This window comes from Pseudomonas sp. S3_A03, assembly GCF_054668275.1.
Map to the genome: position 1 here is coordinate 5,650,585 of NZ_CP162753.1, position 26,902 is coordinate 5,677,486.

General features: G+C 60.7%; 20 protein-coding genes. 12 read left to right on the forward strand and 8 right to left on the reverse strand.

What is annotated here, in order from left to right:
* Positions 1–29: 29 nt before the first annotated feature.
* The 3 genes from AB4O25_RS26085 to AB4O25_RS26095 all read right to left on the reverse strand — a co-directional run bounded on the left by AB4O25_RS26085 (position 30) and on the right by AB4O25_RS26095 (position 3,234).
* Positions 30–1,208, reverse strand: a complete 1,179-nt coding sequence (locus AB4O25_RS26085; RefSeq protein WP_017526673.1) for a vWA domain-containing protein — start codon at positions 1,206–1,208, stop codon at positions 30–32.
* Positions 1,208–2,053: an AAA family ATPase gene (locus AB4O25_RS26090; protein WP_017526672.1), complete on the reverse strand. Its 846-nt coding sequence runs from the start codon at positions 2,051–2,053 to the stop codon at positions 1,208–1,210. The genes AB4O25_RS26085 and AB4O25_RS26090 overlap by 1 nt, the downstream gene beginning before the upstream one ends.
* A 104-nt stretch (positions 2,054–2,157) precedes the next feature.
* The gene (locus AB4O25_RS26095) at positions 2,158–3,234 is read right to left on the reverse strand and encodes a DUF748 domain-containing protein (protein WP_017526671.1); all 1,077 of its coding nucleotides are present in this window, start codon (positions 3,232–3,234) and stop codon (positions 2,158–2,160) included.
* A 127-nt stretch (positions 3,235–3,361) separates the two neighbouring features.
* On the opposite strand from AB4O25_RS26095, the gene cysK reads away from it, so the two are divergent.
* Together cysK and AB4O25_RS26105 are read left to right on the forward strand one after the other, a co-directional pair.
* Positions 3,362–4,336 (forward strand): cysteine synthase A, encoded by a 975-nt coding sequence (cysK, locus tag AB4O25_RS26100; protein WP_065877057.1) that lies wholly within the window; start codon positions 3,362–3,364, stop codon positions 4,334–4,336.
* 109 nt (positions 4,337–4,445) lie between these two features.
* Positions 4,446–5,384: an aspartyl/asparaginyl beta-hydroxylase domain-containing protein gene (locus tag AB4O25_RS26105; protein ID WP_017526669.1), complete on the forward strand. Its 939-nt coding sequence runs from the start codon at positions 4,446–4,448 to the stop codon at positions 5,382–5,384.
* Between the two features lie 131 nt (positions 5,385–5,515).
* On the opposite strand, the gene acnA is transcribed toward AB4O25_RS26105, so the two are convergent.
* Positions 5,516–8,257 (reverse strand): aconitate hydratase AcnA, encoded by a 2,742-nt coding sequence (gene acnA / locus AB4O25_RS26110; RefSeq protein ID WP_116079550.1) that lies wholly within the window; start codon positions 8,255–8,257, stop codon positions 5,516–5,518.
* A 196-nt stretch (positions 8,258–8,453) separates the two neighbouring features.
* On the opposite strand from acnA, the gene rlmM reads away from it, so the two are divergent.
* Together rlmM and tusA are read left to right on the forward strand one after the other, a co-directional pair.
* A complete protein-coding gene (rlmM, locus tag AB4O25_RS26115) occupies positions 8,454–9,530 on the forward strand; it encodes a 23S rRNA (cytidine(2498)-2'-O)-methyltransferase RlmM (protein ID WP_017526667.1) in 1,077 nt (358 codons plus the stop codon).
* A gap of 27 nt (positions 9,531–9,557) precedes the next feature.
* Positions 9,558–9,809, forward strand: coding sequence for a sulfurtransferase TusA (gene tusA / locus AB4O25_RS26120; RefSeq protein ID WP_017526666.1), 252 nt, complete (start codon positions 9,558–9,560; stop codon positions 9,807–9,809).
* Here the strand turns inward: tusA and AB4O25_RS26125 are convergent.
* A complete protein-coding gene (locus tag AB4O25_RS26125) occupies positions 9,806–11,200 on the reverse strand; it encodes an MATE family efflux transporter (RefSeq protein WP_017526665.1) in 1,395 nt (464 codons plus the stop codon). The genes tusA and AB4O25_RS26125 overlap by 4 nt on opposite strands.
* A gap of 168 nt (positions 11,201–11,368) precedes the next feature.
* Here AB4O25_RS26125 and pdxB point away from each other — a divergent pair, with 168 nt between their 5' ends.
* Entirely contained in the window at positions 11,369–12,511 is a 1,143-nt protein-coding gene (pdxB, locus tag AB4O25_RS26130) for a 4-phosphoerythronate dehydrogenase PdxB (protein ID WP_460150153.1), read from the forward strand.
* A gap of 52 nt (positions 12,512–12,563) precedes the next feature.
* Here the strand turns inward: pdxB and AB4O25_RS26135 are convergent, their stop codons facing one another.
* Positions 12,564–12,737, reverse strand: a complete 174-nt coding sequence (locus tag AB4O25_RS26135; protein ID WP_017526663.1) for a PA1571 family protein — start codon at positions 12,735–12,737, stop codon at positions 12,564–12,566.
* A gap of 236 nt (positions 12,738–12,973) precedes the next feature.
* Here AB4O25_RS26135 and AB4O25_RS26140 point away from each other — a divergent pair, with 236 nt between their 5' ends.
* A complete protein-coding gene (locus tag AB4O25_RS26140; protein ID WP_460150154.1) occupies positions 12,974–14,743 on the forward strand; it encodes an ABC transporter transmembrane domain-containing protein in 1,770 nt (589 codons plus the stop codon).
* Between the two features lie 67 nt (positions 14,744–14,810).
* Here the strand turns inward: AB4O25_RS26140 and AB4O25_RS26145 are convergent, their stop codons facing one another.
* Positions 14,811–16,739, reverse strand: coding sequence for a transglycosylase SLT domain-containing protein (locus tag AB4O25_RS26145; protein WP_017526661.1), 1,929 nt, complete (start codon positions 16,737–16,739; stop codon positions 14,811–14,813).
* A 213-nt stretch (positions 16,740–16,952) separates the two neighbouring features.
* On the opposite strand from AB4O25_RS26145, the gene AB4O25_RS26150 reads away from it, so the two are divergent.
* A complete protein-coding gene (locus tag AB4O25_RS26150; protein WP_460150155.1) occupies positions 16,953–18,872 on the forward strand; it encodes an ATP-binding cassette domain-containing protein in 1,920 nt (639 codons plus the stop codon).
* Positions 18,873–18,989: 117 nt separating this feature from the next.
* On the opposite strand, the gene AB4O25_RS26155 is transcribed toward AB4O25_RS26150, so the two are convergent.
* Positions 18,990–19,430 carry a universal stress protein gene (locus tag AB4O25_RS26155; protein ID WP_026067164.1) on the reverse strand — a complete coding sequence of 147 codons (441 nt, stop codon included), beginning with the start codon at positions 19,428–19,430 and terminating at the stop codon, positions 18,990–18,992.
* A 106-nt stretch (positions 19,431–19,536) separates the two neighbouring features.
* On the opposite strand from AB4O25_RS26155, the gene AB4O25_RS26160 reads away from it, so the two are divergent.
* The 5 genes from AB4O25_RS26160 to topA all read left to right on the forward strand — a co-directional run bounded on the left by AB4O25_RS26160 (position 19,537) and on the right by topA (position 26,893).
* Positions 19,537–19,974 carry a hypothetical protein gene (locus AB4O25_RS26160; protein ID WP_116079549.1) on the forward strand — a complete coding sequence of 146 codons (438 nt, stop codon included), beginning with the start codon at positions 19,537–19,539 and terminating at the stop codon, positions 19,972–19,974.
* A 496-nt stretch (positions 19,975–20,470) separates the two neighbouring features.
* Positions 20,471–22,618, forward strand: a complete 2,148-nt coding sequence (gene fadB / locus AB4O25_RS26165; RefSeq protein WP_017526657.1) for a fatty acid oxidation complex subunit alpha FadB — start codon at positions 20,471–20,473, stop codon at positions 22,616–22,618.
* Between the two features lie 29 nt (positions 22,619–22,647).
* Positions 22,648–23,823: an acetyl-CoA C-acyltransferase FadA gene (gene fadA, locus AB4O25_RS26170; protein ID WP_003172567.1), complete on the forward strand. Its 1,176-nt coding sequence runs from the start codon at positions 22,648–22,650 to the stop codon at positions 23,821–23,823.
* 97 nt (positions 23,824–23,920) lie between these two features.
* Positions 23,921–24,157 carry a DUF1653 domain-containing protein gene (locus AB4O25_RS26175; protein ID WP_017526656.1) on the forward strand — a complete coding sequence of 79 codons (237 nt, stop codon included), beginning with the start codon at positions 23,921–23,923 and terminating at the stop codon, positions 24,155–24,157.
* Between the two features lie 114 nt (positions 24,158–24,271).
* Complete coding sequence (gene topA, locus AB4O25_RS26180; protein ID WP_017526655.1) at positions 24,272–26,893, forward strand: type I DNA topoisomerase; 2,622 nt, start codon at positions 24,272–24,274, stop codon at positions 26,891–26,893.
* Positions 26,894–26,902 lie beyond the last annotated feature (9 nt).

Below are 26,902 nucleotides of genomic sequence, written 5' to 3' on the forward strand. Positions count from 1 at the left end.
TGGATTACCTGAATTATCTGGATGTGTGGTTACTTGGAGAGAAACCGCATCCCTTCCTCAAGCCCGCGCAGCGTCAGCGGGTACATCTGGTCCTCCACCAACTCGCGCACAATCCCCGTCGAGGCCGTAAAGTCCCAGGTGTCTTTCGGATACGGATTAATCCAGATCAGCTTCTTGTACTTGGCCATGAAGCGCTGCATCCACACATACCCCGGCTCTTCGTTCCAGTGCTCGACGCTGCCGCCGGCCTGGGTGATTTCGTACGGCGCCATCGACGCATCGCCGATAAAGATCACTTTGTAATCGGCACCGTACTTGTGCAGCAGGTCTTGGGTGGAGGTGCGCTCCGAGGTGCGGCGCAGGTTGTTTTTCCACACGGATTCGTACACGAAATTGTGGAAGTAGAAATATTCCAGGTGCTTGAACTCGGTCTTGCACGCCGAGAACAGCTCTTCGCAGATCTTCACGTGGGCGTCCATCGAGCCGCCGATGTCGAACAGCAGCAACAGCTTGATGGTGTTGCGCCGCTCCGGGCGCATCTGGATATTCAGCAGGCCGGCATCGCGGGCGGTGTGGTCGATGGTGCCGTCGATATCCAATTCGTCCGCCGCGCCTTGGCGGGCGAATTTACGCAGGCGGCGCAGGGCGATCTTGATATTGCGCGTGCCCAGTTCAACCTGGTCGTCGAGGTTTTTGTACTCGCGCTGGTCCCAGACCTTCACCGCCTTGCCCTGACGCTTGCCGGCGTCGCCGACGCGAATGCCTTCGGGGTTGTAGCCGCCTGAACCAAAGGGGCTGGTGCCGCCGGTGCCGATCCATTTGTTGCCACCGGCGTGGCGTTCCTTCTGTTCTTCCAGGCGTTTCTTGAATTCTTCGATCAGCTTGTCGAGGCCACCGAGGGATTGGATCTGTGCACGTTCCTCATCGCTGAGCGAACGTTCGAACTCCTTGCGCAGCCAGTCTTCGGGAATCAGCGCCTGCAGGTGGTCGTCGAGCTTTTCCAGGCCGTTGAAGTAGGCCCCGAAAGCCCGGTCGAACTTGTCGAAATGCCGCTCGTCCTTGACCAGGATCGCCCGGGCCAGGTAGTAGAACTCGTCCATGTCGGCGAAGGTCACGCGCTGCTTGAGCGCGTTGATCAGGTCGAGCAGCTCGCGCACCGACACCGGCACCTTGGCGGCGCGCATCTCGTTGAACAGGTTGAGCAACATCAGCGGTTACCGCGACGGCTCATGAACGCCAGACGCTCCAGCAATTGCACGTCTTGCTCGTTCTTGACCAGGGCACCGGCCAGCGGCGGGATGGCCTTGGTCGGGTCGCGCTCGCGCAGCACCGCTTCGCCAATGTTGTCGGCCATCAGCAATTTGAGCCAATCGACCAGTTCGGAGGTGGACGGCTTTTTCTTCAGGCCCGGTACCTTGCGCACGTCGAAGAACACGTCCAGCGCTTCGCTGACCAGGTCTTTCTTGATGTCCGGGTAGTGCACGTCGACGATCTTTTGCAACGTGGTGCGGTCGGGGAAGGCGATGTAGTGGAAGAAGCAGCGGCGCAGGAACGCGTCCGGCAGCTCTTTTTCGTTGTTGGAGGTGATGATGATGATCGGGCGTTTCTTGGCCTTGATGGTCTCGTCGATTTCGTAGACGTAGAACTCCATCTTGTCGAGTTCTTGCAACAGGTCGTTGGGGAATTCGATGTCGGCCTTGTCGATTTCGTCGATCAGCAGGATCACCCGCTCGTCGGACTCGAAGGCCTCCCAGAGCTTGCCCTTCTTCAGGTAGTTGCGCACGTCGTGCACCTTGTCCACGCCCAGTTGCGAGTCGCGCAGGCGGCTGACCGCGTCGTACTCATACAGGCCCTGATGCGCCTTGGTGGTGGACTTGATGTGCCAGGTGATCAACGTGGCGCCGAAAGACTCGGCCAGCTGCTCGGCGAGCATGGTCTTGCCGGTGCCCGGTTCGCCCTTGACCAGCAACGGACGCTCCAGGGTAATGGCGGCGTTGACGGCCAGTTTCAGGTCATCGGTAGCCACATAGGCCTGGGTGCCTTCGAACTTCATCGGTGTTTCCTCGAATTCCTCAATGCCCGGACTATACCGCGCAGCCCCGGCGACTGTGAACGCAGACGGGTTATTCAGTCTCTGAATGGCCGGTCAGCTTTACATCAATCCGCTGACGGCTTGGGTTGTTCATAGCGTGCGTTGAAGGCCTGGATAAAACCGTTGCGCAGGATCGCCAAAAATGCGGAGAAGGCGCTGATATCTTGCTGATGCACGCTGCCGCTGAGTTCGACGCGGGTGGCGAACTGGTTTTTGCGCTGGTTTTTCAACACGGTCTCGCTGGCGCCCACAACGGCCTCCCAGATCGAGCGGAAGATGTTTTTGTCTTTGTTTTCCACATCCTGCTGCCAGTCAAATACCTCTACATCGCGCATCAGCGGCTTGATGTAGCCGGTCAATTGGCCTTTGTCGGCCTGGGCTTCGATGACCACGTCCCCGGTGCCCGCCCTGAAATCGAACTTGCCGTAGGCCGAGGCAAAGTCATTCATGCGCTTGAGCTGCAAGTTTTTGGCGCGAAAGCGGAATTCGAAGTCTTCGAAATTGCTCAGCGGGTCGAAGGTGGCGCTGGCCTCCAGCGGTGCCTGGCCTTGCAGCAGGGCTTTGCCGTCGAAGCGTGCGTCGCGCTTGCCTTTGAGGTCGACCACGTTGGTCAAGTTGTAGAAGCTGGCGTTGACCTCGGTAGCGTTGATGTTCACCGGCGGTTGGGAGTTGAAGTTATGGAACGCGACCTTGCCATTCTGGATGCGCACCTCATCCAGAGTGATCGGCAACAGTTTGCCCAGTTGCTCGCGCCAGTCGGTGCCCTTACCGGTCTGGGACGCCTGCTTGTTGGCGCCGCCGTCGACAAAATTAACTTGCGGGTCGATAAACAGCACGGTGGCCACCACCGCATGGTCGTACCACAAGGAGTGCCAGCTCACTGCCAGGTCGATCAGCGGTGCCTTGACGAACGGTACCGGCACCTTGCCGTCGACCTTGACGATCTGCAGCCCGTTGATCTTGTAGGCGCCGCGCCACAGGGCCAGGTCCACATCGGTGATCTGGCCACGGTAGTCGCCCATGTCCGCAAGCTTGTCATTCAAGTAATTGCGCACCAGGTAGGGCAGGGCGATAGTCAAGGCAACCAGAACCACCACCAGCCCGGCGATGGTCAGGAGCGGCCAACTGTAGCGACGTTTCATGGGAAGGGTCCTCTGTGCCATATAGGGGATGGACTGTTGCGATGGGCGCAACGTTCCTCCGACTGGACGCCTTGGAAGACGAGGCATACCCTTGTTGCCTTCCTGAAATTGCCCAATAGGACCCGTCATGAGCCGCATTTTTGCTGACAACGCGCATTCGATCGGTAACACGCCCCTGGTTCAGATCAACCGCATCGCCCCGCGTGGCGTGACCATCCTGGCCAAGATCGAAGGACGTAACCCGGGTTATTCGGTGAAGTGCCGCATCGGCGCCAATATGATCTGGGACGCGGAAAGCAGTGGCCGACTCAAGCCCGGCATGACCATCGTCGAACCCACCTCGGGCAATACCGGCATCGGCCTGGCGTTCGTCGCCGCCGCGCGTGGCTACAAGCTGCTGCTGACCATGCCGGCATCCATGAGCATCGAGCGCCGCAAGGTGCTCAAGGCCCTCGGCGCCGAACTGGTGCTGACCGAGCCGGCCAAAGGGATGAAGGGCGCCATCGAGAAAGCTGCTGAAATCGTGGCTGGCGACCCGGCTACCTACTTTATGCCCGGCCAGTTCGAAAACCCGGCGAACCCTGCGATCCATGAAAAAACCACCGGCCCGGAAATCTGGAATGACACCGACGGCGCGGTAGACGTGCTGGTGGCCGGCGTGGGCACTGGCGGTACCATCACGGGCGTGTCGCGCTACATCAAGAACACCGCGGGCAAGCCGATTCTGTCGGTGGCCGTGGAGCCGATCGTGTCGCCGGTGATCACCCAGGCCCTGGCCGGTCAGGAGATCAAGCCGAGCCCGCACAAGATCCAGGGGATCGGCGCCGGTTTCGTGCCGAAAAACCTCGACCTGTCGATGGTTGACCGCGTGGAGCTGGTGAGTGACGACGAGTCCAAGGCCATGGCCCTGCGCCTGATGCAGGAGGAGGGGATTCTGTGCGGTATTTCCTGCGGCGCGGCGATGGCGGTGGCGGTGCGACTGGCCGAGAAGCCGGAAATGCAGGGCAAGACCATCGTGGTGATTCTGCCGGATTCGGGTGAGCGCTACCTGTCGAGCATGCTGTTCAGCGATTTGTTTACCGAGCAGGAAAACCAGGCTTGATTTGGGTCAGCGCCGATAGCCAGGGCCTTCTGCATACTGGCCCAACTGTTTATCATGGCCAGCTGCTATGTCTGCTGTTGGCTAGGCGCTTATTTTCAGGAGTTGCTGCATGACCGTTTCGTTGGCCGCCAAGTTGTCGGTGTTGCTGTTGTTTATCGGCAGCACGCTGTATGTGCACCTGCGCGGTAAGGCCCGTTTGCCGATGTTGCGCCAGTTCGTCAACCATTCGGCGCTGTTCGCCCCGTACAACGCCTTGATGTACCTGTTCTCGGCGGTGCCCTCCAAACCCTATCTGGACCGCAGCAAGTTCCCTGAACTGGATGTGCTCAAGGACAACTGGGAAGTGATTCGCGAGGAGGCCATGCACCTGTTTGACGAGGGTTACATCCGCGCCGCCGAAAAGAACAACGACGCCGGTTTCGGTTCGTTCTTCAAGAAGGGTTGGAAGCGTTTCTACCTCAAGTGGTATGACAAGCCGCTGCCATCCGCCGAGGCGCTGTGCCCTAAAACCGTGGCACTGGTGAGCAGCATTCCCAACGTCAAGGGCGCCATGTTCGCGCTGTTGCCGGGCGGCAGCCACCTCAACCCGCACCGCGATCCGTTTGCCGGTTCCCTGCGTTATCACCTGGGGCTGTCCACGCCCAATTCCGACGACTGCCGCATCTTCGTCGACGGCCAGATTTATGCCTGGCGCGACGGCGAAGATGTGATGTTCGACGAAACCTACGTGCACTGGGTGAAGAACGAAACCGAGCAGACCCGCGTGATCCTGTTCTGCGATATCGAACGCCCGCTGAGCAACCGCCTGATGACCCGCGTCAATCGCTGGGTCAGCAAGCAACTGGGGCGTGCCACCGCGCCGCAGAACCTGGATGACGAGCGTGTCGGTGGGATCAACCAGGCCTATGCCTGGAGCAAGACCTTCAGCGATAAGTTCAGCGGCCAGGTCAAACAGTGGAAGCGCAAGCATCCCAAGGCTTACCGCATTGCGCGGCCGGTGTTGGCGGTGGTTGTCCTCGTACTGCTGTGGAAGTGGTTGTTCGGCTGAGCCGAAGCGTTAAACGCGGTCAAAATGTGGGAGGGGGCTTGCTCCCGATAGCGGGGGTTCAGTCACTGATGTATTGACTGACAGACCGCCATCGGGGGCAAGCCCCCTCCCACATTGGTTTGCGTCGTTCTTCAAGAGGCGATCAACTGGCGCAGCACGTAGTGCAAAATCCCGCCTGACTTGAAGTACTCCACTTCATTGAGCGTGTCGATCCGGCACAGCACCTCGACCTTCTCGCTGCTGCCATCCTCCCGCGTAACCACCAGCGTCAGGTTCATGCGCGGCACGATCTCCACGTCCGTCAGGCCGAGGATGTCGATCTTCTCTTTGCCGGTCAGCTTGAGTGTCTTGCGGTTCTGGTCCAGCTTGAACTGCAACGGCAGCACACCCATGCCCACCAGGTTGGAGCGGTGAATGCGCTCGAAGCTTTCGGCAATCACCGCCTTGACCCCCAGCAGGTTGGTACCCTTGGCCGCCCAGTCGCGGCTTGAGCCAGTGCCGTATTCTTGCCCGGCGATCACCACCAGCGGCGTGCCCGAGGCCTGGTATTTCATCGAAGCGTCGTAGATCGGCATTTTCTCGCCGGTGGGGATATACAGCGTGTTGCCGCCTTCCTCGCCGCCGAGCATTTCGTTACGAATACGGATATTGGCGAAGGTGCCCCGCATCATCACTTCATGGTTGCCCCGGCGTGAGCCGTAGGAGTTGAAGTCACGCGGTTCCACGCCTTGCTCGCGCAGGTAGCGGCCGGCGGGGCTGTCGGTCTTGATGTTGCCGGCGGGCGAGATATGGTCGGTGGTGACCGAGTCCCCCAGCAGGGCCAGCACGTTGGCGCCTTTGACGTCCGCGATCACCGGCAACGGGCCGGCGATGTTGTCGAAGAACGGCGGGTGCTGAATGTAAGTGGAATCCGGCTGCCATACGTAGGTTGCGGCCTGCGGAACTTCAATGGCCTGCCACTGCGCGTCGCCGGCAAATACCTCGGCATATTCCTTGTGGAACATGCCGGTGCTGACCTGCGCCACGGCGTCGGCGATCTCCTGGCTGCTTGGCCAGATGTCCTTGAGGTACACCGGTTTGCCGTTTTTATCGTTACCCAGCGGCTCGCTGCTGATATCGATGCGCACGGTGCCGGCCAGGGCATAAGCGACCACCAGCGGCGGCGAGGCCAGCCAGTTGGTTTTTACCAGGGGGTGCACGCGGCCTTCGAAGTTGCGGTTGCCGGACAGCACCGAGGCGACGCTGAGGTCGGCTTTCTGGATGGCTTTTTCGATCGGTTCGGGCAACGGGCCGGAGTTGCCGATACAGGTGGTGCAGCCGTAGCCCACCAGATCGAAGCCGAGGGCGTCCAGGTATTGCGTGAGCCCGGCGGCCTTGTAGTAGTCGGTGACCACTTTGGAACCGGGCGCCAGGGAGCTTTTGACCCAGGGTTTGCGGGCCAGGCCTTTTTCCACGGCTTTTTTGGCGACCAGCCCGGCGGCCATCATCACGCTGGGGTTGGAAGTGTTGGTGCACGACGTAATTGCGGCAATCACCACCGCGCCGTTTTTCAGGCGATAGGTGCTGCCTTCATATTCGTAATCGGCTTCGCCCACCAGGTCGGCATTGCCTACGGCCACACCGCCGCCGCCTTCGCTTTCCAGGCGGCCTTCTTCCTTGCTGGTGGGTTTGAATTGCAGGTCGAGAAAGTCACTGAAGGCCTGGCCGACATGGGGCAGGGCCACGCGGTCCTGCGGGCGTTTCGGCCCGGCCAGGCTGGCTTCGACGCTGCCCATGTCCAGGGCCAGGCTGTCGGTGAAGACGGGTTCCTGACCGGCATGGCGCCACAGGCCCTGAGCCTTGGTGTAGGCCTCCACCAGTTTCACGGTTTCGGCCGGGCGGCCGGACAGGCGCAGATAGTCGAGAGTGACCTCATCCACCGGGAAGAAACCGCACGTGGCGCCGTATTCCGGAGCCATGTTGGCGATGGTCGCGCGATCCGCCAGGGGCAGGTCGGCCAGGCCGTCACCGTAGAACTCGACGAATTTACCCACCACGCCCTTTTTACGCAGCATCTGGGTCACGGTCAGCACCAGGTCGGTGGCGGTGATGCCTTCTTTCAATTTGCCGGTGAGCTTGAAGCCGATCACTTCCGGGATCAGCATCGACACCGGCTGGCCGAGCATCGCCGCTTCCGCCTCGATACCGCCGACGCCCCAGCCGAGTACGCCGAGGCCGTTGATCATGGTGGTGTGCGAGTCGGTGCCTACCAGGGTGTCGGGGAAGGCATAGGTGCGGCCGTCTTCGTCTTTGGTCCAGACGGTGCGGCCCAGATATTCGAGGTTGACCTGATGGCAGATACCGGTGCCGGGCGGCACCACGCTGAAGTTGTCAAAGGCGCTCTGGCCCCAGCGCAGGAAGGCGTAGCGTTCGCCGTTGCGCTGCATTTCGATGTCGACGTTTTGCTCGAAGGCGTCGGCGTTGCCGAACTTGTCGACCATCACCGAGTGGTCGATCACCAGGTCCACCGGCGACAGCGGGTTGATGCGCTGCGGGTCGCCCCCGGCCTTGGCCACGGCGGCGCGCATGGCGGCCAGGTCGACCACGGCGGGCACGCCGGTGAAGTCTTGCATCAGCACGCGGGCGGGGCGGTATTGGATCTCGCGGTCGGACTGGCGCTCTTTGAGCCAGGCGGCAATGGCCTTGAGGTCGGCGCCGGTGACGGTCTTGTCGTCTTCCCAGCGCAGCAGGTTTTCCAGCAGCACCTTGAGCGACATTGGCAACTGGTCCAGGTCGCCCAGGCTCTTGGCGGCTTCGGGCAGGCTGAAGTAGTGGTAGGTTTTGCTGTCTATTTGCAGGGTCTTAAGGGTTCTCAGGCTATCAAGCGATGACATGACGCAACTCCTTATGGTCCGCACGGCTACGGACCTGACGGGACGAACAGAGCTTTAAAACTAGCTCTGTTTTGATTAGCAGGCTAATAACTGGACTCTATCGCTGAGTCCAAGGTTCCGAACTCGGCTATCATGCGCGCGTTTTCATGACAGGCATGGCGATAGCGCAACGCCGGTTGATTCACCAGGAGATGCAATGAACACCCTTTTTATGCACTGCCGCCCGGGGTTTGAAGGCGAAGTCTGTTCCGAGATCGCGGAACACGCCGCGCGCTTGAACGTGTCCGGCTACGCCAAGGCCAAGACTGGCAGCGCCTGCGCCGAATTCGTCTGCACCGAAGAGGACGGCGCCCAGCGCCTGATGCACGGCCAACGTTTTGCCGAGCTGATCTTCCCCCGGCAGTGGGCGCGCGGGGTGTTCATCGACCTGCCGGAAACCGACCGCATCAGCGTCATCCTCACCCACCTGCAAAGCTTCCCAGTCTGCGGCAGCCTGTGGCTGGAGATGGTCGACACCAACGATGGCAAGGAGCTGTCGAATTTCTGCAAAAAGTTCGAAGTGCACCTGCGCAAAGCCTTGTTGAATGCCGGCAAGCTGGTGGACGACCCGAGCAAGCCGCGCCTGTTGCTGACGTTCAAGAGTGGCCGCGAAGTGTTCATGGGCCTGGCCGAGTCGAACAACTCGGCGATGTGGCCGATGGGCATTCCCCGCCTGAAGTTTCCGCGTGAAGCGCCGAGCCGCTCGACGCTCAAGCTGGAAGAGGCCTGGCACCACTTTATCCCCCGCGACCAGTGGGACGAGCGCTTGCATGGCGACATGACCGGCGTCGACCTCGGTGCCGCACCGGGCGGCTGGACGTGGCAGTTGGTCAACCGTGGCATGCTGGTGACGGCCATCGACAACGGCCCCATGGCTGAAAGCCTGATGGACACTGGCCTGGTACAACACCTGATGGCCGACGGCTTTACCTTCGTGCCCAAGCAACCGGTGGACTGGATGGTGTGTGACATCGTCGAGAAACCCGCGCGCAACGCCGCGCTGCTGGAAACCTGGATCGGCGAGGGGCATTGTCGCGAAGCGGTGGTGAACCTGAAGTTGCCGATGAAACAGCGTTATGCCGAAGTGAAGCGCCTGCTGGAGCGCATCGAAGACGGCTTCAAGGCGCGCGGCATTCGCGTGGAAATCGGCTGCAAGCAGCTGTACCACGACCGCGAGGAAGTGACGTGCCACCTGCGTCGGCTGGTGGATGTGAAGAAAACCAAGGCCCGCTGAACTGAGCGCCGGTTTCAGGAGTAGACAATGAGCGATATTTTCAACACCGCCGTTGATGGCACCCTCGACGCAACGGGCCTCAATTGCCCGGAGCCGGTGATGATGCTGCACCAGCACATCCGCGACCTGCCGGCTGGCGGTTTGCTCAAGGTGATCGCGACCGACCCGTCGACCCGTCGCGATATCCCCAAGTTCTGCGTGTTCCTTGACCACGAGTTGGTGGATCAGCAGGAACAGGCCGGTACCTACCTGTATTGGATCCGCAAGAAGGCCGATTAACCCCGCGCCTTGTCGGCCCGGATGCGCCGGCGTGCGCTGCGCGCCAGGCGCACCAGCAGCATCCCCGCCGCGCAACTCAGGCCCACGATCAGCCCCTGCCATAACCCGCTCGGGCCGCTGGGTTCGCCGAGCCAATCGGTCAGCCCCAGGGCATAGCCCACCGGCAGCCCCACGCCCCAATAGGCAAACAAGGTCAGCACCATGGTCACCCGAGTGTCCTGGTAGCCGCGCAAGGCGCCGGCGGCGGTGACCTGGATCGAGTCCGAGAACTGAAACAACGCGGAAAACACGATCAGCGTCGACGCCAGGTGGATCACTATCGGGTCCGGCGTATAGATGGCCGCGATCTGCTCGCGAAACACCAACATCAGGCTGCACGACAGGCAGGCATACGCCAGCGCGGTGCCCATGCCGACCCCAGCGGCGAAGCGAGCTTCACGCGCCTCGCCACGCCCCAGGGCCTGGCCGACGCGCACGGTGACCGCCATGCTCAGGGAGTAGGGGATCATGAACACCAGCGAACTGACGTTCAGCGCGATCTGATGCCCCGACACCACCGTGGCGCCCAGGCTGCCGAGCAGCAGGGCGATCACGGCAAAGATGCTCGATTCGGCAAAGATCGCCACGCCAATCGGCAGGCCAATCCCCAATACGCGTTTGATCACCGCCCATTGCGGCCAGTCGAAGCGTTTGAACAATTCGCTGCTCTGGTACGCCGCTCCCCAGCGCGTCCAGACGGCCAGGCCGAGCATCATCACCCACATCGCAATGGCCGTGGCCCAGCCGCAGCCCACGCCGCCCATGGCCGGCACGCCAAAGTGGCCGTAGATGAAGATGTAGTTCAGTGGAATATTCAGCGCCAGGCCGACCAGCCCCATCACCATGCTGGGCCGGGTGCGGCCCAGGCCGTCGCTGAAGCAGCGCAGCACGTAATACAGCGCCACCGCCGGCATGCCGGCCGCAATGCCATGCAGATAGCCCATGGACGGTTCGATCAGGTCGGCTTCGACCTTCATCGCCTGCAGGATCGGTTCGGCACACAGCAGCAGCAAGGCGCCGATGGCCCCCACGACCACCGCCAACCACAATGACTGACGTACCAGCGGGCCGATTTCACTAAAGTGACCTGCGCCGTAGCGCTGGGCGACTTTCGGCGTGGTGGCCAGCAGGGTGCCCGTCATCAGCAGGTACACCGGGATCCAGATCGAGTTGCCCAGGCCCACCGCCGCCAGATCCTGAGGGCTGACCCGCCCGGCCATCACCGCGTCGACGAAACTCATGGCGGTGGTGGCCAGTTGGCCGATCATGATCGGCAGGGCGAGTGTCAGCAGGTCGCGCACTTCCCGGCGGATGCGGGCGGGGCGGGTGAGTGGGGCGATGGCAGTGTTCACGTACAGGTGTCCGATAGAAGGGGCGCAAGGACGGCGGATTCTACGCTTTGACGCAACGGTCAGGAAAAAACCTGTGTTAGCGATTTGTAAGCACTCCCAAGATCAGTGCCCCTCCCACATTGGATCTTCGCAAGCCTGTACACTGCCGGTCCGCCAAAGGAGCCTGCCATGCTGATTGTTGCCGACGAAAATATCCCGCTACTCGATGCATTTTTCCAAGGGTTTGGCGAGATTCGCCGGGTGCCCGGCCGCTCCATGGATCGCGCCAGCGTCGAGCAGGCCGATGTGTTGCTGGTGCGTTCGGTGACCAACGTCAACCGTGCGCTGCTGGAGGGTTCCAAGGTGCGCTTTGTGGGAACTTGCACCATCGGCACCGACCACTTGGACCTGGACTACTTCAAGCAGGCCGGTATCCAGTGGGCCAGTGCCCCTGGCTGCAATGCCCGTGGGGTGGTGGACTACGTGCTGGGCAGCCTGCAGACCCTGGCCGAGATCGAAGGCGCCGACCTCGCCACGCGCACCTATGGCATCGTCGGTGCCGGTGAAGTGGGCGGGCGCCTGGTCAAGGTGCTCAAGGGCCTGGGCTGGAATGTGCTGGTGTGTGACCCGCCACGGCAGAGCGCCGAAGGTGGCGAGTATGTGAGCCTGGCGCAGGTCATCGAACAGTGCGATGTGATCAGCCTGCACACGCCGCTGATCAAGTCCGGTAACGGCGCCACCTGGCATTTGCTTGATCGCCAACGCCTTGAACAGCTCAAGCCCGGCACCTGGCTGATCAACGCCAGCCGTGGCCCGGTGGTGGACAACGCCGCGCTGCGCGAGGTGTTGCTGGAACGCGAAGACCTGCAAGCGGTGCTGGACGTGTGGGAGGGCGAGCCCGAGGTGGACGTCGACCTCGCCGACCTGTGCGTGCTGGCCACGCCGCATATCGCCGGTTACAGCCTTGAAGGCCGGCAGCGCGGCACGGCGCAGATTTATCAGGCGTTCTGTGCGTACCTGGGCCAGGCGCCAGGCATTCTACTGAATGACCTGCTGCCGCCCCTGTGGCTGGCCGAGGTGCACTTGAATGCAACAACCGACCCGGCGTGGGCGTTGGCGACCTTGTGCCGCAGTGTCTACGACCCGCGCCGCGACGATGCGGATTTTCGTCGCAGCCTTGTAGGAACAGTGCAAGAACAGCGCGAGGCGTTTGACCTGCTGCGCAAGCACTACCCCGCACGCCGTGAAATCGAGGGGTTGAAGGTGCGGATCAACGGCGAATCCGCCGGGCTGTCGCAGATCGTCTCGGCCTTGGGCGCTGAACTGATCTGACGCGCATAAAAAACCCGGCCATCTAGGCCGGGTCTGAAAGAGCGTGGGCGCTTCAGCCTTGCTGGGCAGGTTTGACCAGGCGCTGTTCCAGCTCGCTGCAGGCTTGCTGGATCATTTCTTCGGTAATCTGCACTTCGCGGCCCTTGGCGTCGATGTACGAGCAAGGCAGTTGCTGCGGTTGGCGGATGACTTCAATTTTGGCATCGCTGCTGTGTTGCAAGGTCATGGCCTGTCTCCTCATCAGGTTGTGTACCTATTCTAAAACCCTCGCGTGACCACGCTGTTACAACTCCTTGGCGGGTCGGCGGTTCGAACGCTCAGTCCACCAGAAACGGCGGCCAATTGCCAGCCAGGCATTAGACCAATAGCCTCTAGCGGCCCGCATCGGTTGGCATAATTAACCTGACTCATTGTTATTTGCCAGAGTTCCCCCAATGTTGAGGGGTAGGTTCCTCATCGGTGATGCCTTCTATGTTCTCTACCCGTCAACGCCGCGCGATTCGCCTGGCCAGCCGCTTTATCGCGCCCTACCGCTGGCAGGCGCTGGGTGCCTTGCTGGCGCTGATCGTCACCGCCGGCATCACCTTGTCCATGGGCCAAGGCATTCGCCTGCTGGTGGACCAAGGGTTCATGACCCAGTCGCCGCACTTGCTCAACCAATCTATCGGCCTGTTCATGGTGCTGGTGCTGGGCCTGGCGGTGGGCACCTTTACGCGGTTTTACCTGGTGTCGTGGATCGGCGAGCGGGTGGTGGCGGACATTCGGCGCCAGGTGTTCAACCACCTGATCTACCTGCACCCCGGTTTCTACGAGAACAACCGCAGCTCGGAAATCCAGTCGCGGTTGACCACCGACACCACGTTGCTGCAATCGGTGATCGGCTCATCGCTGTCACTGTTCCTGCGCAATGCCTTGATGGTGATCGGCGGCATTGTGCTGTTGTTTGTGACCAACCCCAAGCTCACCAGCATCGTGGTGGTGGCGCTGCCGCTGGTGCTGGCGCCGATTCTGATTTTCGGCCGGCGTGTGCGCAGCCTGTCGCGCCTGAGCCAGGACCGTATTGCCGATGTGGGCAGCTACGTGGCCGAAACCCTCGGCCAGATCAAGACCGTGCAAGCCTATAACCACCAAGTGCAGGACGAGCAGCGCTTTGCCGTGACGGTGGAAGAGGCGTTCGCCACCGCGCGCAAGCGCATTGCGCAACGCGCCTGGCTGATCACATTGGTGATCATGCTGGTGCTCGGCGCCGTGGGTGTGATGCTGTGGGTGGGCGGTATGGACGTGATCAGCGGGCGCATTTCCGGCGGCGAGCTGGCGGCGTTTGTGTTCTACAGCCTGATCGTCGGCAGCGCCGTCGGTACGTTGAGCGAAGTGCTGGGCGAGTTGCAGCGCGCGGCCGGCGCAGCCGAGCGCATCGGTGAACTGCTGCAGTCCAGCAACGACATCCAGGCACCCGCCACCGCCGCCGTGAAATTGCCGCAGCGGGTCAGCGGCCGCATGGAATTGCAGGACCTGCGGTTTTCCTACCCTTCAAGGCCTGACAGTTACGCCGTCGATGGCCTGAGCCTGACCATCAACCCCGGCGAAACCCTGGCGCTGGTCGGCCCGTCCGGCGCCGGCAAATCGACGATCTTCGACCTGCTGCTGCGCTTCTACGACCCCCAGCAGGGGCGCATCCTGCTCGAAGGCCAGCCGCTGACCGCACTCGACCCCATGGACCTGCGCCGCCATTTCGCCCTGGTGTCGCAGAGCCCTGCGTTGTTTTTTGGCAGCGTCGAAGAAAACATCCGCTACGGCAACCCAGGCGCCACCCGCGAGCAGGTGGAAGCCGCCGCGCGCATCGCCCACGCCCACGATTTCATCCTGCAAATGCCTAACGGTTACCAGACCCATCTGGGCGATGGCGGCATGGGCCTCTCCGGCGGCCAGCGCCAACGCCTGGCCATCGCCCGCGCCTTGCTGGTGGATGCGCCGATCCTGCTGCTGGACGAAGCCACCAGCGCCCTGGATGCACAGAGTGAGCACTTGATCCAACAAGCCCTGCCGCAATTGATGCAGGGACGTACCACCCTGGTCATCGCCCATCGCCTGGCCACCGTGAAAAATGCAGACCGGATTGCCGTGATGGACCAGGGCAAGCTGGTGGCGGTGGGCACGCATCAGCAGTTGATCGCGAGCAATCCGCTGTATGCGCGGTTGGCGGCGTTGCAGTTCAGTGGTGGCGAGCGCTAACGAGCCTCACAGTTCAGACATTACAAATAACCAAATGTGGGAGGGGTTTCGTTCTGCCAAGGGTGCCTTACTGGTCGTCAAAGTACCGCTCATGCCAATCCACCAACGGCTGTGGCGAGTTGAGCTTCTGCCCGTAGATCACCGAATAAGACAGCACGTTCTGCACATACTGGCGGGTTTCGTCGAATGGAATGCTTTCCACCCACACGTCGAAACTCAGGTGGTCCGCACCGCGCAGCCACTGGCGCACGCGGCCGGGGCCGGCATTATAGGCGGCGGAGGCGAGCACGCGGTTGCCGTTGAACTGGCTGTGCACCTGGCTCAGGTAGGCAGCGCCGAGCTGGATGTTTTTATCCGGGTCCAGCACTTGGGCCGGGGAGGCCAGCGGGATGCTGAACTTGCGTGCGGTGTCCTTGGCGGTGCCGGGCATCAGTTGCATCAGCCCGCTGGCGCCGACGCCGGAGCGGGCGTCGTCCATGAAGGCGCTTTCCTGGCGGGTGATAGCAAACACCCAGCTTGAATGCAGGCCACGGACTTTGGCTTCGCGCACCAGGGTATCGCGGTGGGCCATTGGGAAGCGGATGTCCAAGTCGTCCCAGTATTGCGCCTGGCTGATGGTGCGGATGGCCGGGAAATACCACTTCATGTCATAGGCCAGCTTGGCCTGGGCGACCATTTCGTCACGGTTGAAGTGGCGGCTGACGTGGTACCACTCGCGGCGGCCATCAACCACCTGGCCACGCGCGTAAAACTCCAGGGCGCGGCGTACGCCAGGGGTATTGCGCACTTTGTTGATCAGCGCCTGGCTCATCACCAGTGGCTTGTTGTTCAACTGGTAAGGGGCCTTGGAGCGGTCCGCGGCGAGGAAACCGTAGAAGTCCCGCTCGCGTGACAGGTTCTTGTACAGCACCAGGGCTTGCGGGTTTTTCGGTTCGGCCAGTTCCAGGCTGCGGGCCTGCCAGTAGCGCCAGCGGTTGGTGGTGGCGAGGTCTTGTGGGAGTTTGCGGGTCAACTGGTAGGCATCTTCCCAGCGGGCCAGGCGCAGCAGCAGGCGCAGGCGCCATTCGGAGACGGTGTTGTCGCGCAGTTCCGGGTCGTACTTGGTCATCACGTCAAGGGCGCGCGGGTCGAAGCGTTTGGCCAGGGTCAGGCCGATTTCGCGGGCGATCGACACTTTTTCGTCACGGGAGAAGTGCATGCTGCTGGCGTAGCCGTCGAGCAGGGCCATGGCCTTGTCCGGGTCCTGGCGTGCCAGGCGGCGCAAGCCCAGGCCGACGGCATCCGACATCGCCTCGGTGGCCGGCAGGAAGCGCGATGGGTCGCTGAGCATGTCGGGCTTCTGCGCCACGTCCACCATCAGGCGGCCTTGGGCACCCAGGGTGGGCAAGGTTTTCACCAGGCTATTGGCCAGCGCGTAGTTGCGCGCTTCGGCGGCGAGCTTGGCGCGGTCCCAGATCTTCTGTTCGGTGAGCTGGCCGTCCGCCGCCCATTGGCCGAAGGTGGCATCGCAGGCGGCAGGCTGGGATTTACCGGTCATCCACAGCTTTTCAGCGGTCTTGTAGCCTTCGGCCTTCAGGTTGTGGGTGAGTTGGTATTGGCCGTGCAGGCAGTCCAGTTCGACGAAATTGAGCTTGGAGTCGTAGTACTTTTCAAAGGTCTGCCAGTCGCCCCGTTCCGCCAGCCAGCGCAACCAGCGCAGTTTCATCCAGTTGGCCTGGGGTAGGTCGCCATTTTTGGCAAGGAACTGTTCGATTTCCGGGTTGCTCGCGGTTTTCAGGCGGGCGGTCAGTTCGTCGTAGGCCAGGTAGGGGGTCAGCGGGTAGTCGGCCAGGGCCTGGCTGTATTGCATGTACGGGCCGCTGTCGCCCTTGGCGAGGGCGCGTTTGGCTTCATCGTAATATTGACGTTGGGTGGTGAGGTCCACGGCCTGGGCGGATTGAACGGCGGTGGCGGAAAGAAGCAGACAAGATAAAAAGTTGAAAAGGCGACTGCGCATGAGACGTCCGTGCAGAGAAATCACGACTAGCACCGGCACCGCCGACACTGATTGCCCCTAGCTTAGCCTTTTGCCAGCGACCGGCGAAAGCTTTGCCGGGCGGTTCATTCAAGTTCATCGGAAATGTCCTACAGAACGTGTCGACAGAGAAAATGCGGGCCGCATCCCACCCTCAACTCAGGTAGAATGCGCGCCCAGTTTTTGGAGAAGCGTATGACCCTGCTCAAATTCAGCGATGTGTCCCTTGCTTTCGGCGCTATGCCGTTGTTGGACAAGGTGTCCTGGCAGATCGCCCGTGGTGAGCGGGTGTGCATCATCGGCCGCAACGGCACCGGCAAGTCCAGCATGATGAAGCTGGTAAAAGGCGACCAGAAGCCCGATGACGGTTCTGTGTGGCGCGCGCCGGGCCTCAAGATTGGCGAATTGCCCCAGGAATTACCGGTGGCCGACGGACGGACAGTGTTCGACGTGGTTGCCGAAGGCCTGGACGGCGTGGGCGAGTTGCTCGCGCAATACCACCACCTGGCGCAGAACTGCGTCACCGAAGAAGACCTGGACAAGCTGATGCATGTTCAGCAGGACCTCGAGGCCCGTGACGGCTGGCGCCTGCAGCAACTGGTCGACAGCACCCTGAGCCGCCTGCAATTGCCGGCCGACAAGACCCTCGCCCAATTGTCCGGCGGCTGGCGTCGTCGCGTGCTGCTGGCCCAGGCGCTGGTGTCCGAGCCGGACCTGCTGCTGCTCGACGAACCGACCAACCACCTGGACATCGGGGCCATCGCCTGGCTGGAAGAAGCCCTCAAGGATTTCCAGGGCGCCGTGCTGTTCATCACGCACGACCGTTCCTTCCTGCAGAACCTGGCCACGCGCATCCTTGAACTGGACCGCGGCGGCCTGATCGACTGGAACGGCGACTACGCCAGCTTCCTGGTACACAAGGAAGCCGCGCTGGCCGCCGAAGAAACCGCCAACGCGCTGTTCGACAAGAAACTGGCCCAGGAAGAAGTCTGGATCCGCCAGGGCATCAAGGCCCGCCGCACCCGTAACGAAGGCCGCGTACGTGCGCTGAAAGCCTTGCGCGTTGAGCGCAGCGAACGTCGCGAGCGCACCGGCAAGGCCAATATCCAGCTGGATACCGCCGACAAGTCGGGCAAGCAGGTGATGGTGCTGGAGAACGTCAGCTTCCACCACCCGGACGGCCCGTTCCTGATCAAGGACTTCTCCATGGTCCTGCAGCGCGGCGACCGTATCGGCCTGTTGGGCGCCAACGGTACCGGCAAGACCACCTTGCTCAAGTTGATGCTCAGTGGCTTGCAACCGACCAGCGGCACCGTGGAGGAAGGTACGCGCATCGACGTGGCCTACTTCGACCAGTTGCGTCATCAACTGGACCTGGAAAAAACCGTGATCGATAACGTGGCCGAGGGTCGCGACTTCATCGATATCGACGGCCAGAGCCGCCACGTGTTGAGTTACCTGGGCGACTTCCTGTTCAGCCCGCAGCGTGCACGTACGCCGGTCAAGGCCTTGTCCGGTGGCGAGCGTGCGCGTTTGCTGCTGGCCAAGCTGTTCAGCAAACCGGCAAACCTGCTGGTGCTCGACGAACCGACCAACGACCTCGATGTGGAAACCCTCGAACTGCTGGAAGAAGTGCTGTTGACCTTCAACGGTACCGTGCTGATGGTCAGTCACGACCGGGCATTCCTCGATAACGTGGTTACCAGCACGCTGGTCTTCGAAGGTGAAGGCAAGGTGCGCGAGTACGTCGGTGGTTACCAGGACTGGCTGCGCCAGGGTGGTTCGCCGCGTTTGCTGGGCGTGACTGAAAGTAAGTCGGGCAAAGCCGACCTGACGTCGGCCGTGGTCGCCCCTGTGGCAGCTGCGCCGGTTCCGGAGACAGCGCCGACGGCCAATAAGAAGAAGCTCAGCTATAAGCTGCAGCGCGAACTGGAAGCCTTGCCGGGCGATATCGACGCCAAGGAACAGCAGATCGCCGCCGTAGAAGCAGAAATGGCTGACGCGGGTTTCTACCAGCGCCCTGCGGCGGAAACCGCCAAGGTCATCGCTTCCCTGGAGACGCTGAACCAGGAGCTGGAAGTGTTGGTGGAGCGTTGGGCTGAGTTGGATGGCTGAGTGATGGCGGTCTGATAAAAAGCCCGGCGCTCGTTTGATTGAGCGTCGGGCTTTTTTATATGAAATGCAGTTCAAATGTGGGAGGAAGCCCCCTCCCACGTTGGATCTTCATCGGTCTTACTTGTCTTTGACCAGTTTGACGGCCAACACATCGCACGGCGCGCCGTGCAGTACATCATTGGCAGTAGAACCCAGCAACAACGCCAAACCGTGACGACCATGGCTACCCACCACGATCAAGTCGCAAGCCTTTTCCTTGGCCAAGTGATGGATTTCCTGGCGCGGTTGGCCGTATGTCAGGTGGCAGTCTTCCTTTTTCAGGTGCGGGTATTTGAGAATCAAACGGTCCAGGCGCTCCTTGGCCTGGTCGAATTGTTGTTGCTGCAACTGGGAAAGGTCCATCGGCACGTCACCGCCAAAGGCCATGGCCATGGGCTCGACGATATGCACCAGCGACAGTATGGCGCCATTGGCCAATGCAGATTCCTGTGCGCGCTTGATCACTGGATCGCACTCTTCGGTCAGGTCGACAGCGACCAGAATATGTTCGTAGGGCATGAGGCGTTCCTCCAGGGGGACTGCAATAAATTCAGTATGGCTGCTTTCAAGCGGATCGGCTTGCGTCAGGTCAAATCCGCTCATCAGAAAAATCGGGAGTACACATATGACGGTCTGGATAGTGGTGTCAATCCTTGTCGTGGTTTTGAGCCCTCTGGCATGGCTGCGCCCTTCGCGCCATCAGAGCGGGCGCATGGCCTTGCGCATGGAGGCGCGCCGCATTGGCCTGGCCATGCAACTGGCGCCTCAGGAGTGGCCCCACTGGCTCAAGCATGAGCCGCCAAGCCCGTGCGCGCAGTACTGCCGGCCACGGCGCGGCGGTACGCCGGCGATCTGGAGTTATTGGCAGTTGGAGCCAGGTGTGTGGGTCAATCAGTGGCGCGAAGTGTGTGTGGATGAAAGGTTGTTGCCGCATTTTGCGACGTTGCCGACCAACGTCTACAAAGTCGACGCCGACAAACAAATGATCGCCCTGTATTGGGGCGAGAAGGGTGAGGCAAGTGACTTGCTGGCCATCGATGCACTGCTCAAGGCATTGGCTTGATAGCACTTGGTTAAAATAAGCAGGCAATAAAAAGCCCGACATCATCATCGGGCTGGAGTTGGCCAGGCAGGCCGGTAAATCAGGGTTTGGCGCGTCGGATGTTGGTCCGCGCGCGGTACGGTTGCCGCAAGCCTAGCGGCATATCGCGTTCTGTACAGTCTTTCGTAAAATTTTTGAATTATTGATTTCGTGAATAGTTAGATATTGGCGAGGCGCGCGCCTGGGGCGAGGTTCTGAAAATGACTGGAAAGTCGCCTTTTTCCTAGCCTTTCGGGCGATTGACAATTGCCCTGAATTGGATGAAGGTGGCGTACCCAAATCAAACGGGCGTATGAATTGAGCGTTTGTCTGTCAGACCGTTCATACAGAATCCCGACTATCGCATTGGCGGGTGTGCCTGGCGGATTGGCGTGAGCATTGATGCAACTGTCAGTGTCAAACCAGAGGCCAGCGTCCAATGTGTACTGTTCAGCTTCCATATCGTGGAGATCAGTTGATGATTTACGAAGGTAAAGCCATCACGGTTAAGGCTCTTGAAAGTGGCATCGTCGAATTGAAATTCGACCTCAAGGGTGAGTCCGTCAACAAATTCAATCGTCTAACCCTGAACGAACTGCGTCAGGCCGTAGACGCCATCAAAGCAGATGCTTCGGTCAAGGGTGTGATCGTTTCCAGCGGCAAGGACGTGTTCATCGTCGGCGCTGACATCACCGAATTCGTCGACAACTTCAAGCTGCCCGATGCCGAGCTGGTGGCTGGCAACCTCGAAGCCAACAAGATTTTCAGCGATTTCGAAGACCTCAATGTGCCGACCGTTGCCGCCATCAATGGCATCGCACTGGGCGGCGGCCTCGAAATGTGCCTGGCGGCGGATTTTCGCGTCATGGCGGCCACTGCCAAAATCGGCCTGCCTGAAGTCAAGCTGGGCATCTACCCAGGTTTTGGCGGCACCGTGCGCCTGCCACGCCTGATTGGCGCGGACAACGCGATCGAGTGGATTGCCGCCGGCAAGGAAAACAAAGCGGAAGACGCGCTGAAAGTCGGTGCCGTCGACGCTGTGGTTGCCCCGGACAAACTGGCCGAAGCCGCGCTTAACCTGATCAAGGGCGCCATCAGCGGCGAATTTGACTATAAGGCCAAGCGTCAGCCGAAGCTGGAAAAACTCAAGCTCAACGCCATCGAACAAATGATGTCGTTCGAGACCGCCAAAGGTTTCGTGGCTGGCCAGGCCGGCCCGAACTACCCGGCGCCGGTTGAAGCGATCAAGACCATCCAGAAAGCCGCGAACTTCGGTCGCGACAAAGCCCTGGAAGTAGAAGCGGCAGGCTTCGTCAAACTGGCGAAAACCTCGGCTGCCCAAAGCCTGATCGGCCTGTTCCTGAACGATCAGGAACTGAAGAAAAAAGCCAAGGCCTACGACGAAATCGCCAAAGACGTGAAACAGGCCGCCGTGCTCGGCGCCGGGATCATGGGCGGCGGTATCGCCTATCAGTCGGCGTCCAAAGGCACGCCGATCCTGATGAAGGACATCAACGAGCACGGCATCGAGCAGGGCCTGGCGGAAGCCGCCAAACTGCTGGTGGGCCGCGTTGATAAAGGTCGCATGACTGCTGCGAAAATGGCCGAAGTGCTTAACGGTATTCGTCCTACGCTGTCCTACGGCGATTTCGGTCATGTCGACCTGGTGGTCGAAGCGGTTGTCGAGAACCCGAAGGTCAAGCAGGCCGTGCTGGCTGAAGTGGAAGCCCAGGTCAAAGACGACACCATCCTGGCCTCCAACACCTCGACCATTTCCATCTCGCTGCTGGCCAAGGCTCTCAAGCGTCCGGAAAACTTCGTCGGCATGCACTTCTTCAACCCGGTGCACATGATGCCGCTGGTGGAAGTGATCCGTGGCGAGAAGTCCAGCGAGCTGGCCGTTGCCACTACCGTTGCCTACGCCAAGAAAATGGGCAAGAACCCGATCGTGGTCAACGACTGCCCGGGCTTTCTGGTCAACCGCGTACTGTTCCCGTACTTCGGCGGTTTCGCCAAGCTGGTCAGTGCCGGCGTGGACTTTGTGCGTATCGACAAGGTCATGGAAAAATTCGGCTGGCCAATGGGCCCGGCGTACCTGATGGACGTGGTCGGCATCGACACCGGTCATCACGGTCGTGACGTGATGGCTGAAGGTTTCCCGGACCGCATGAAGGACGACCGTCGCTCGGCTGTCGACGCACTTTACGACGCCAAGCGCCTGGGCCAGAAGAACGGCAAGGGGTTCTACGCCTACGAGGCCGACAAGAAGGGCAAGCAGAAGAAAGTTGCTGACCCGTCGGTGCACGAAGTACTGGCGCCGGTTATCTATGAGCAGCGTGAGGTGTCCGACGAGGACATCATCAACTGGATGATGATCGCGCTGTGCCTGGAAACCGTGCGTTGCCTGGAAGACGGTATCGTCGAGACCGCCGCCGAAGCCGATATGGGCCTGGTGTACGGTATTGGTTTCCCTCCATTCCGTGGCGGTGCGCTGCGTTACATCGACTCGATCGGTGTGGCTGAATTCGTTGCCCTGGCTGATCAATACGCTGATTTGGGCCCGCTGTACCACCCGACCGCGAAGCTGCGTGAAATGGCCAAGAACGGCCAGAGCTTCTTCGGTTAAGCGCCCAAACGACTAGAGCGAGAATATTTATGAGCTTGAATCCAAGAGACGTGGTGATTGTCGACTTCGGTCGCACACCGATGGGCCGCTCCAAGGGCGGCATGCACCGCAACACCCGTGCCGAAGACATGTCGGCGCACTTGATCAGCAAACTGCTGGAACGCAACGTCAAGGTCGACCCGAATGAAGTCGAGGACGTGATCTGGGGTTGCGTCAACCAGACCCTGGAGCAGGGCTGGAACATTGCGCGCATGGCTTCCTTGATGACTCAGATCCCGCACACTGCGGCGGGTCAGACCGTGAGCCGCCTGTGCGGTTCGTCGATGAGCGCGTTGCACACTGCCGCCCAGGCGATCATGACCGGCAATGGTGATGTGTTCGTGGTCGGCGGCGTGGAGCACATGGGCCACGTCAGCATGATGCACGGCGTCGACCCTAACCCGCACATGTCGCTGTACGCGGCAAAAGCCTCGGGCATGATGGGCCTGACCGCGGAAATGCTCGGCAAAATGCATGGCATTACCCGCGAAGCCCAGGACGCGTTCGGCGTGCGCTCTCACCAGCTCGCCCACAAGGCCACCGTGGAAGGCAAGTTCAAGGATGAAATCATCCCGATGAACGGCTACGACGAAAACGGTTTCCTGAAACTGTTTGACTATGACGAAACCATTCGTCCGGACACCACCCTGGAAAGCCTGGCGGCACTTAAACCTGCCTTCAATCCAAAGGGCGGCACCGTGACTGCCGGTACTTCGTCGCAAATCACCGACGGCGCTTCGTGCATGATCGTGATGTCGGCGCAGCGTGCCCAGGACCTGGGTATACAGCCGCTGGCGGTGATCCGCTCGATGGCGGTGGCGGGGGTGGACCCTGCGATCATGGGTTATGGTCCTGTACCGGCCACGCAAAAAGCCTTGAAGCGTGCGGGCCTTTCCATCTCCGATATCGACTTCTTCGAGCTCAACGAAGCTTTCGCCGCACAGGCCCTGCCGGTGCTGAAAGATTTGAAAGTACTCGACAAGATGAACGAGAAGGTTAACCTGCACGGCGGTGCGATCGCCCTGGGCCACCCATTCGGTTGCTCCGGTGCGCGGATTTCTGGCACTTTGCTCAATGTGATGAAGCAGAATGGCGGCAACCTCGGGGTAGCTACCATGTGCATTGGCCTCGGCCAAGGCATTTCCACCGTCTTCGAACGCGTCTGAGCGTTGGGTTGACGGAAGCCGGGGCCCAGTGCCCCGGTTTTTGTTTTTGGGCAGTTTTGTATTTTTTTTTAAACAAATTTTGTAAGAGGGCCGGAGCATGAAAGTCGAACCAGGGCTCTACCAACATTATAAGGGGCCGCAGTACCGTGTTTTCAGTGTGGCGCGGCACTCCGAAACCGAAGAGGAAGTGGTGTTCTACCAAGCTCTGTATGGTGATTACGGCTTTTGGGTGCGCCCCTTGAGCATGTTCCTGGAGTCCGTCGAAGTTGACGGCGAGCAGGTCCCGCGCTTTGCTTTGGTCCAGGCCGAACCCAGTGTTTTTTCAGGGCAATAACGGCAGGTCGCGCAGAATGCTGCGCTTGACCTCACCCGGTTGCCACTATATATAGCGTTGCCGCGTCAGGCGCCAACTGCCTTTCACTTCTCGAATTCAGGAATTTTCCGATCCATGGGCAAATCGCTGGTCATTGTGGAATCCCCGGCTAAGGCCAAGACCATCAACAAGTACTTGGGCAACGAGTACGTGGTGAAGTCGAGTATCGGCCATATCCGAGACCTGCCCACCAGCGGTTCGGCTAGCGCCAGCAAGGAGCCTGCCGCCAAGCGCGGCAAGGCGGCTGCGGGTGAAGGTCCGGTACTCACGCCAAAAGAGAAAGCGCGCAAGCAACTGGTCTCGCGCATGGGTGTGGACCCGGATCATGGCTGGAAGGCCAAGTACGAAATCCTTCCGGGCAAGGAAAAGGTCATCGAAGAGCTGCGCCGGCTCGCCAAAGATGCCGACACCATCTATCTCGCAACGGACTTGGACCGCGAAGGGGAAGCCATTGCCTGGCACCTGCGCGAAGCCATCGGCGGGGATGACAGCCGCTATAAACGCGTGGTGTTTAACGAAATCACCAAAAAAGCCATCCAGGAAGCCTTCTCCAAGCCGGGCGAGTTGGATATCGACCGCGTCAACGCCCAGCAGGCGCGACGTTTTCTCGACCGCGTCGTGGGCTACATGGTCTCGCCGCTGCTGTGGGCCAAGATCGCTCGTGGCCTGTCCGCCGGTCGTGTGCAATCGGTAGCAGTCAAGCTGGTGGTGGAGCGCGAACGTGAGATTCGTGCGTTCAACCCCGAAGAGTACTGGGAAGTCCACGCTGACCTCGGCACCGCCAAGGGCGCCAACGTGCGCTTTGAAGTGGCCCGCGAGAAAGGCGAGGCCTTCAAGCCGCTGAACGAAGCCCAGGCCATGGCCGCGCTGGAAAAGCTCAAGGCATCCAGTTACAGCATCGTCAAGCGTGAAGACAAACCGACCAGCAGCAAGCCGTCGGCGCCGTTCATCACCTCCACCCTGCAACAGGCCGCGAGTAACCGCCTGGGCTTCGGTGTGAAGAAAACCATGATGATGGCCCAGCGTCTGTACGAAGCCGGCTACATCACGTACATGCGTACCGACTCCACCAACCTGTCGCAAGACGCGGTGGCGATGGCGCGCACCTATATTGAAAGCGAATTCGGCAAGAAGTACCTGCCGGAGAAGCCAAACGTCTACAGCAGCAAGGAAGGCGCCCAGGAGGCTCACGAAGCGATTCGTCCTTCCGACGCCAACACCACGCCGGCCAAGCTGAGCGGCATGGAGCGTGATGCTGAGCGCCTCTATGAGCTGATCTGGCGCCAGTTCCTGGCTTGCCAGATGCTGCCGGCGCAATACCTGTCCACCACCGTGAGCGTGGGCGCCGGCGACTTCGAGCTGCGTGCCAAGGGCCGTATCCTCAAGTTCGACGGCTATACCCGTGTGATGCCGCAAATCGCCAAACCGGGCGATGACGATGTGCTACCGGACATGGCCCAGGGCGACACGTTGAAGCTGATCAAGCTCGATCCGTCGCAGCACTTCACCAAGCCGCCGGCGCGTTACTCGGAAGCCAGCCTGGTCAAGGAAATGGAAAAACGCGGTATCGGTCGTCCTTCGACCTACGCGGCCATCATTTCCACCATCCAGGACCGTGGCTACGTGGCGCTGCACAACCGTCGGTTCTATTCGGAAAAGATGGGTGACATCGTCACCGAGCGTCTGTCCGAGAGTTTCTCCAACCTGATGGACTACGGCTTCACCGCCGGCATGGAAGAGAACCTCGATGACGTGGCCCAGGGCGAGCGTGACTGGAAAAACGTGCTGGACGAGTTCTACGGCGACTTCAAAAAGAAACTCGAAGTGGCCGAAAGCCCTGACAGCGGCATGCGTGCCAACCAGCCGGTGATGACCGACATCCCGTGCCAGACCTGCGGCCGCCCGATGCAGATTCGTACCGCATCCACCGGTGTGTTCCTCGGTTGCTCGGGCTACAGCCTGCCGCCAAAAGAGCGCTGCAAGGCCACGGTCAACCTGGTGCCGGGTGATGAAATCGCTGCCGATGACGAAGGTGAATCCGAGTCGCTGGTATTGCGTGGCAAGCACCGTTGCCCGATCTGCAGCACGGCGATGGATGCCTACCTGCTCGACGAGAAGCACAAGTTGCATATCTGCGGTAACAACCCGGATTGCAACGGCTACGAGATTGAAGAGGGCACTTATCGCATCAAGGGCTACGAAGGTCCGAGCCTGGAATGCGACAAGTGCGGCAGCGAGATGCAGCTCAAGACCGGCCGTTTCGGCAAGTTCTTCGGCTGCACCAACCCGACCTGCAAGAACACCCGCAAACTGCTCAAAAGCGGTGACGCAGCGCCGCCGAAGATGGACCCGGTGAAGATGCCTGAACTCAAGTGCGAGAAGGTCAACGACACCTACATCCTGCGTGACGGTGCCTCGGGGTTGTTCCTGGCTGCCAGCCAGTTCCCGAAAAACCGCGAGACCCGTGCACCGCTGGTGTTGGAGATCGTGCCGCACAAGGATGAGATCGATCCGAAGTACCACTTCCTGTGTGAAGCGCCGAAGAAGGATCCGGATGGTCGTCCAGCCGTGATCCGCTACAGCCGTAAAACCAAGGAGCAGTACGTGCAGACCGAAGTGGACGGTAAGCCTACCGGCTGGAAAGCGTTCTACGACGGTGGCAAGTGGAAAGTCGAGGACAAGCGCCAGGGCGCTTGATCCGCCGGA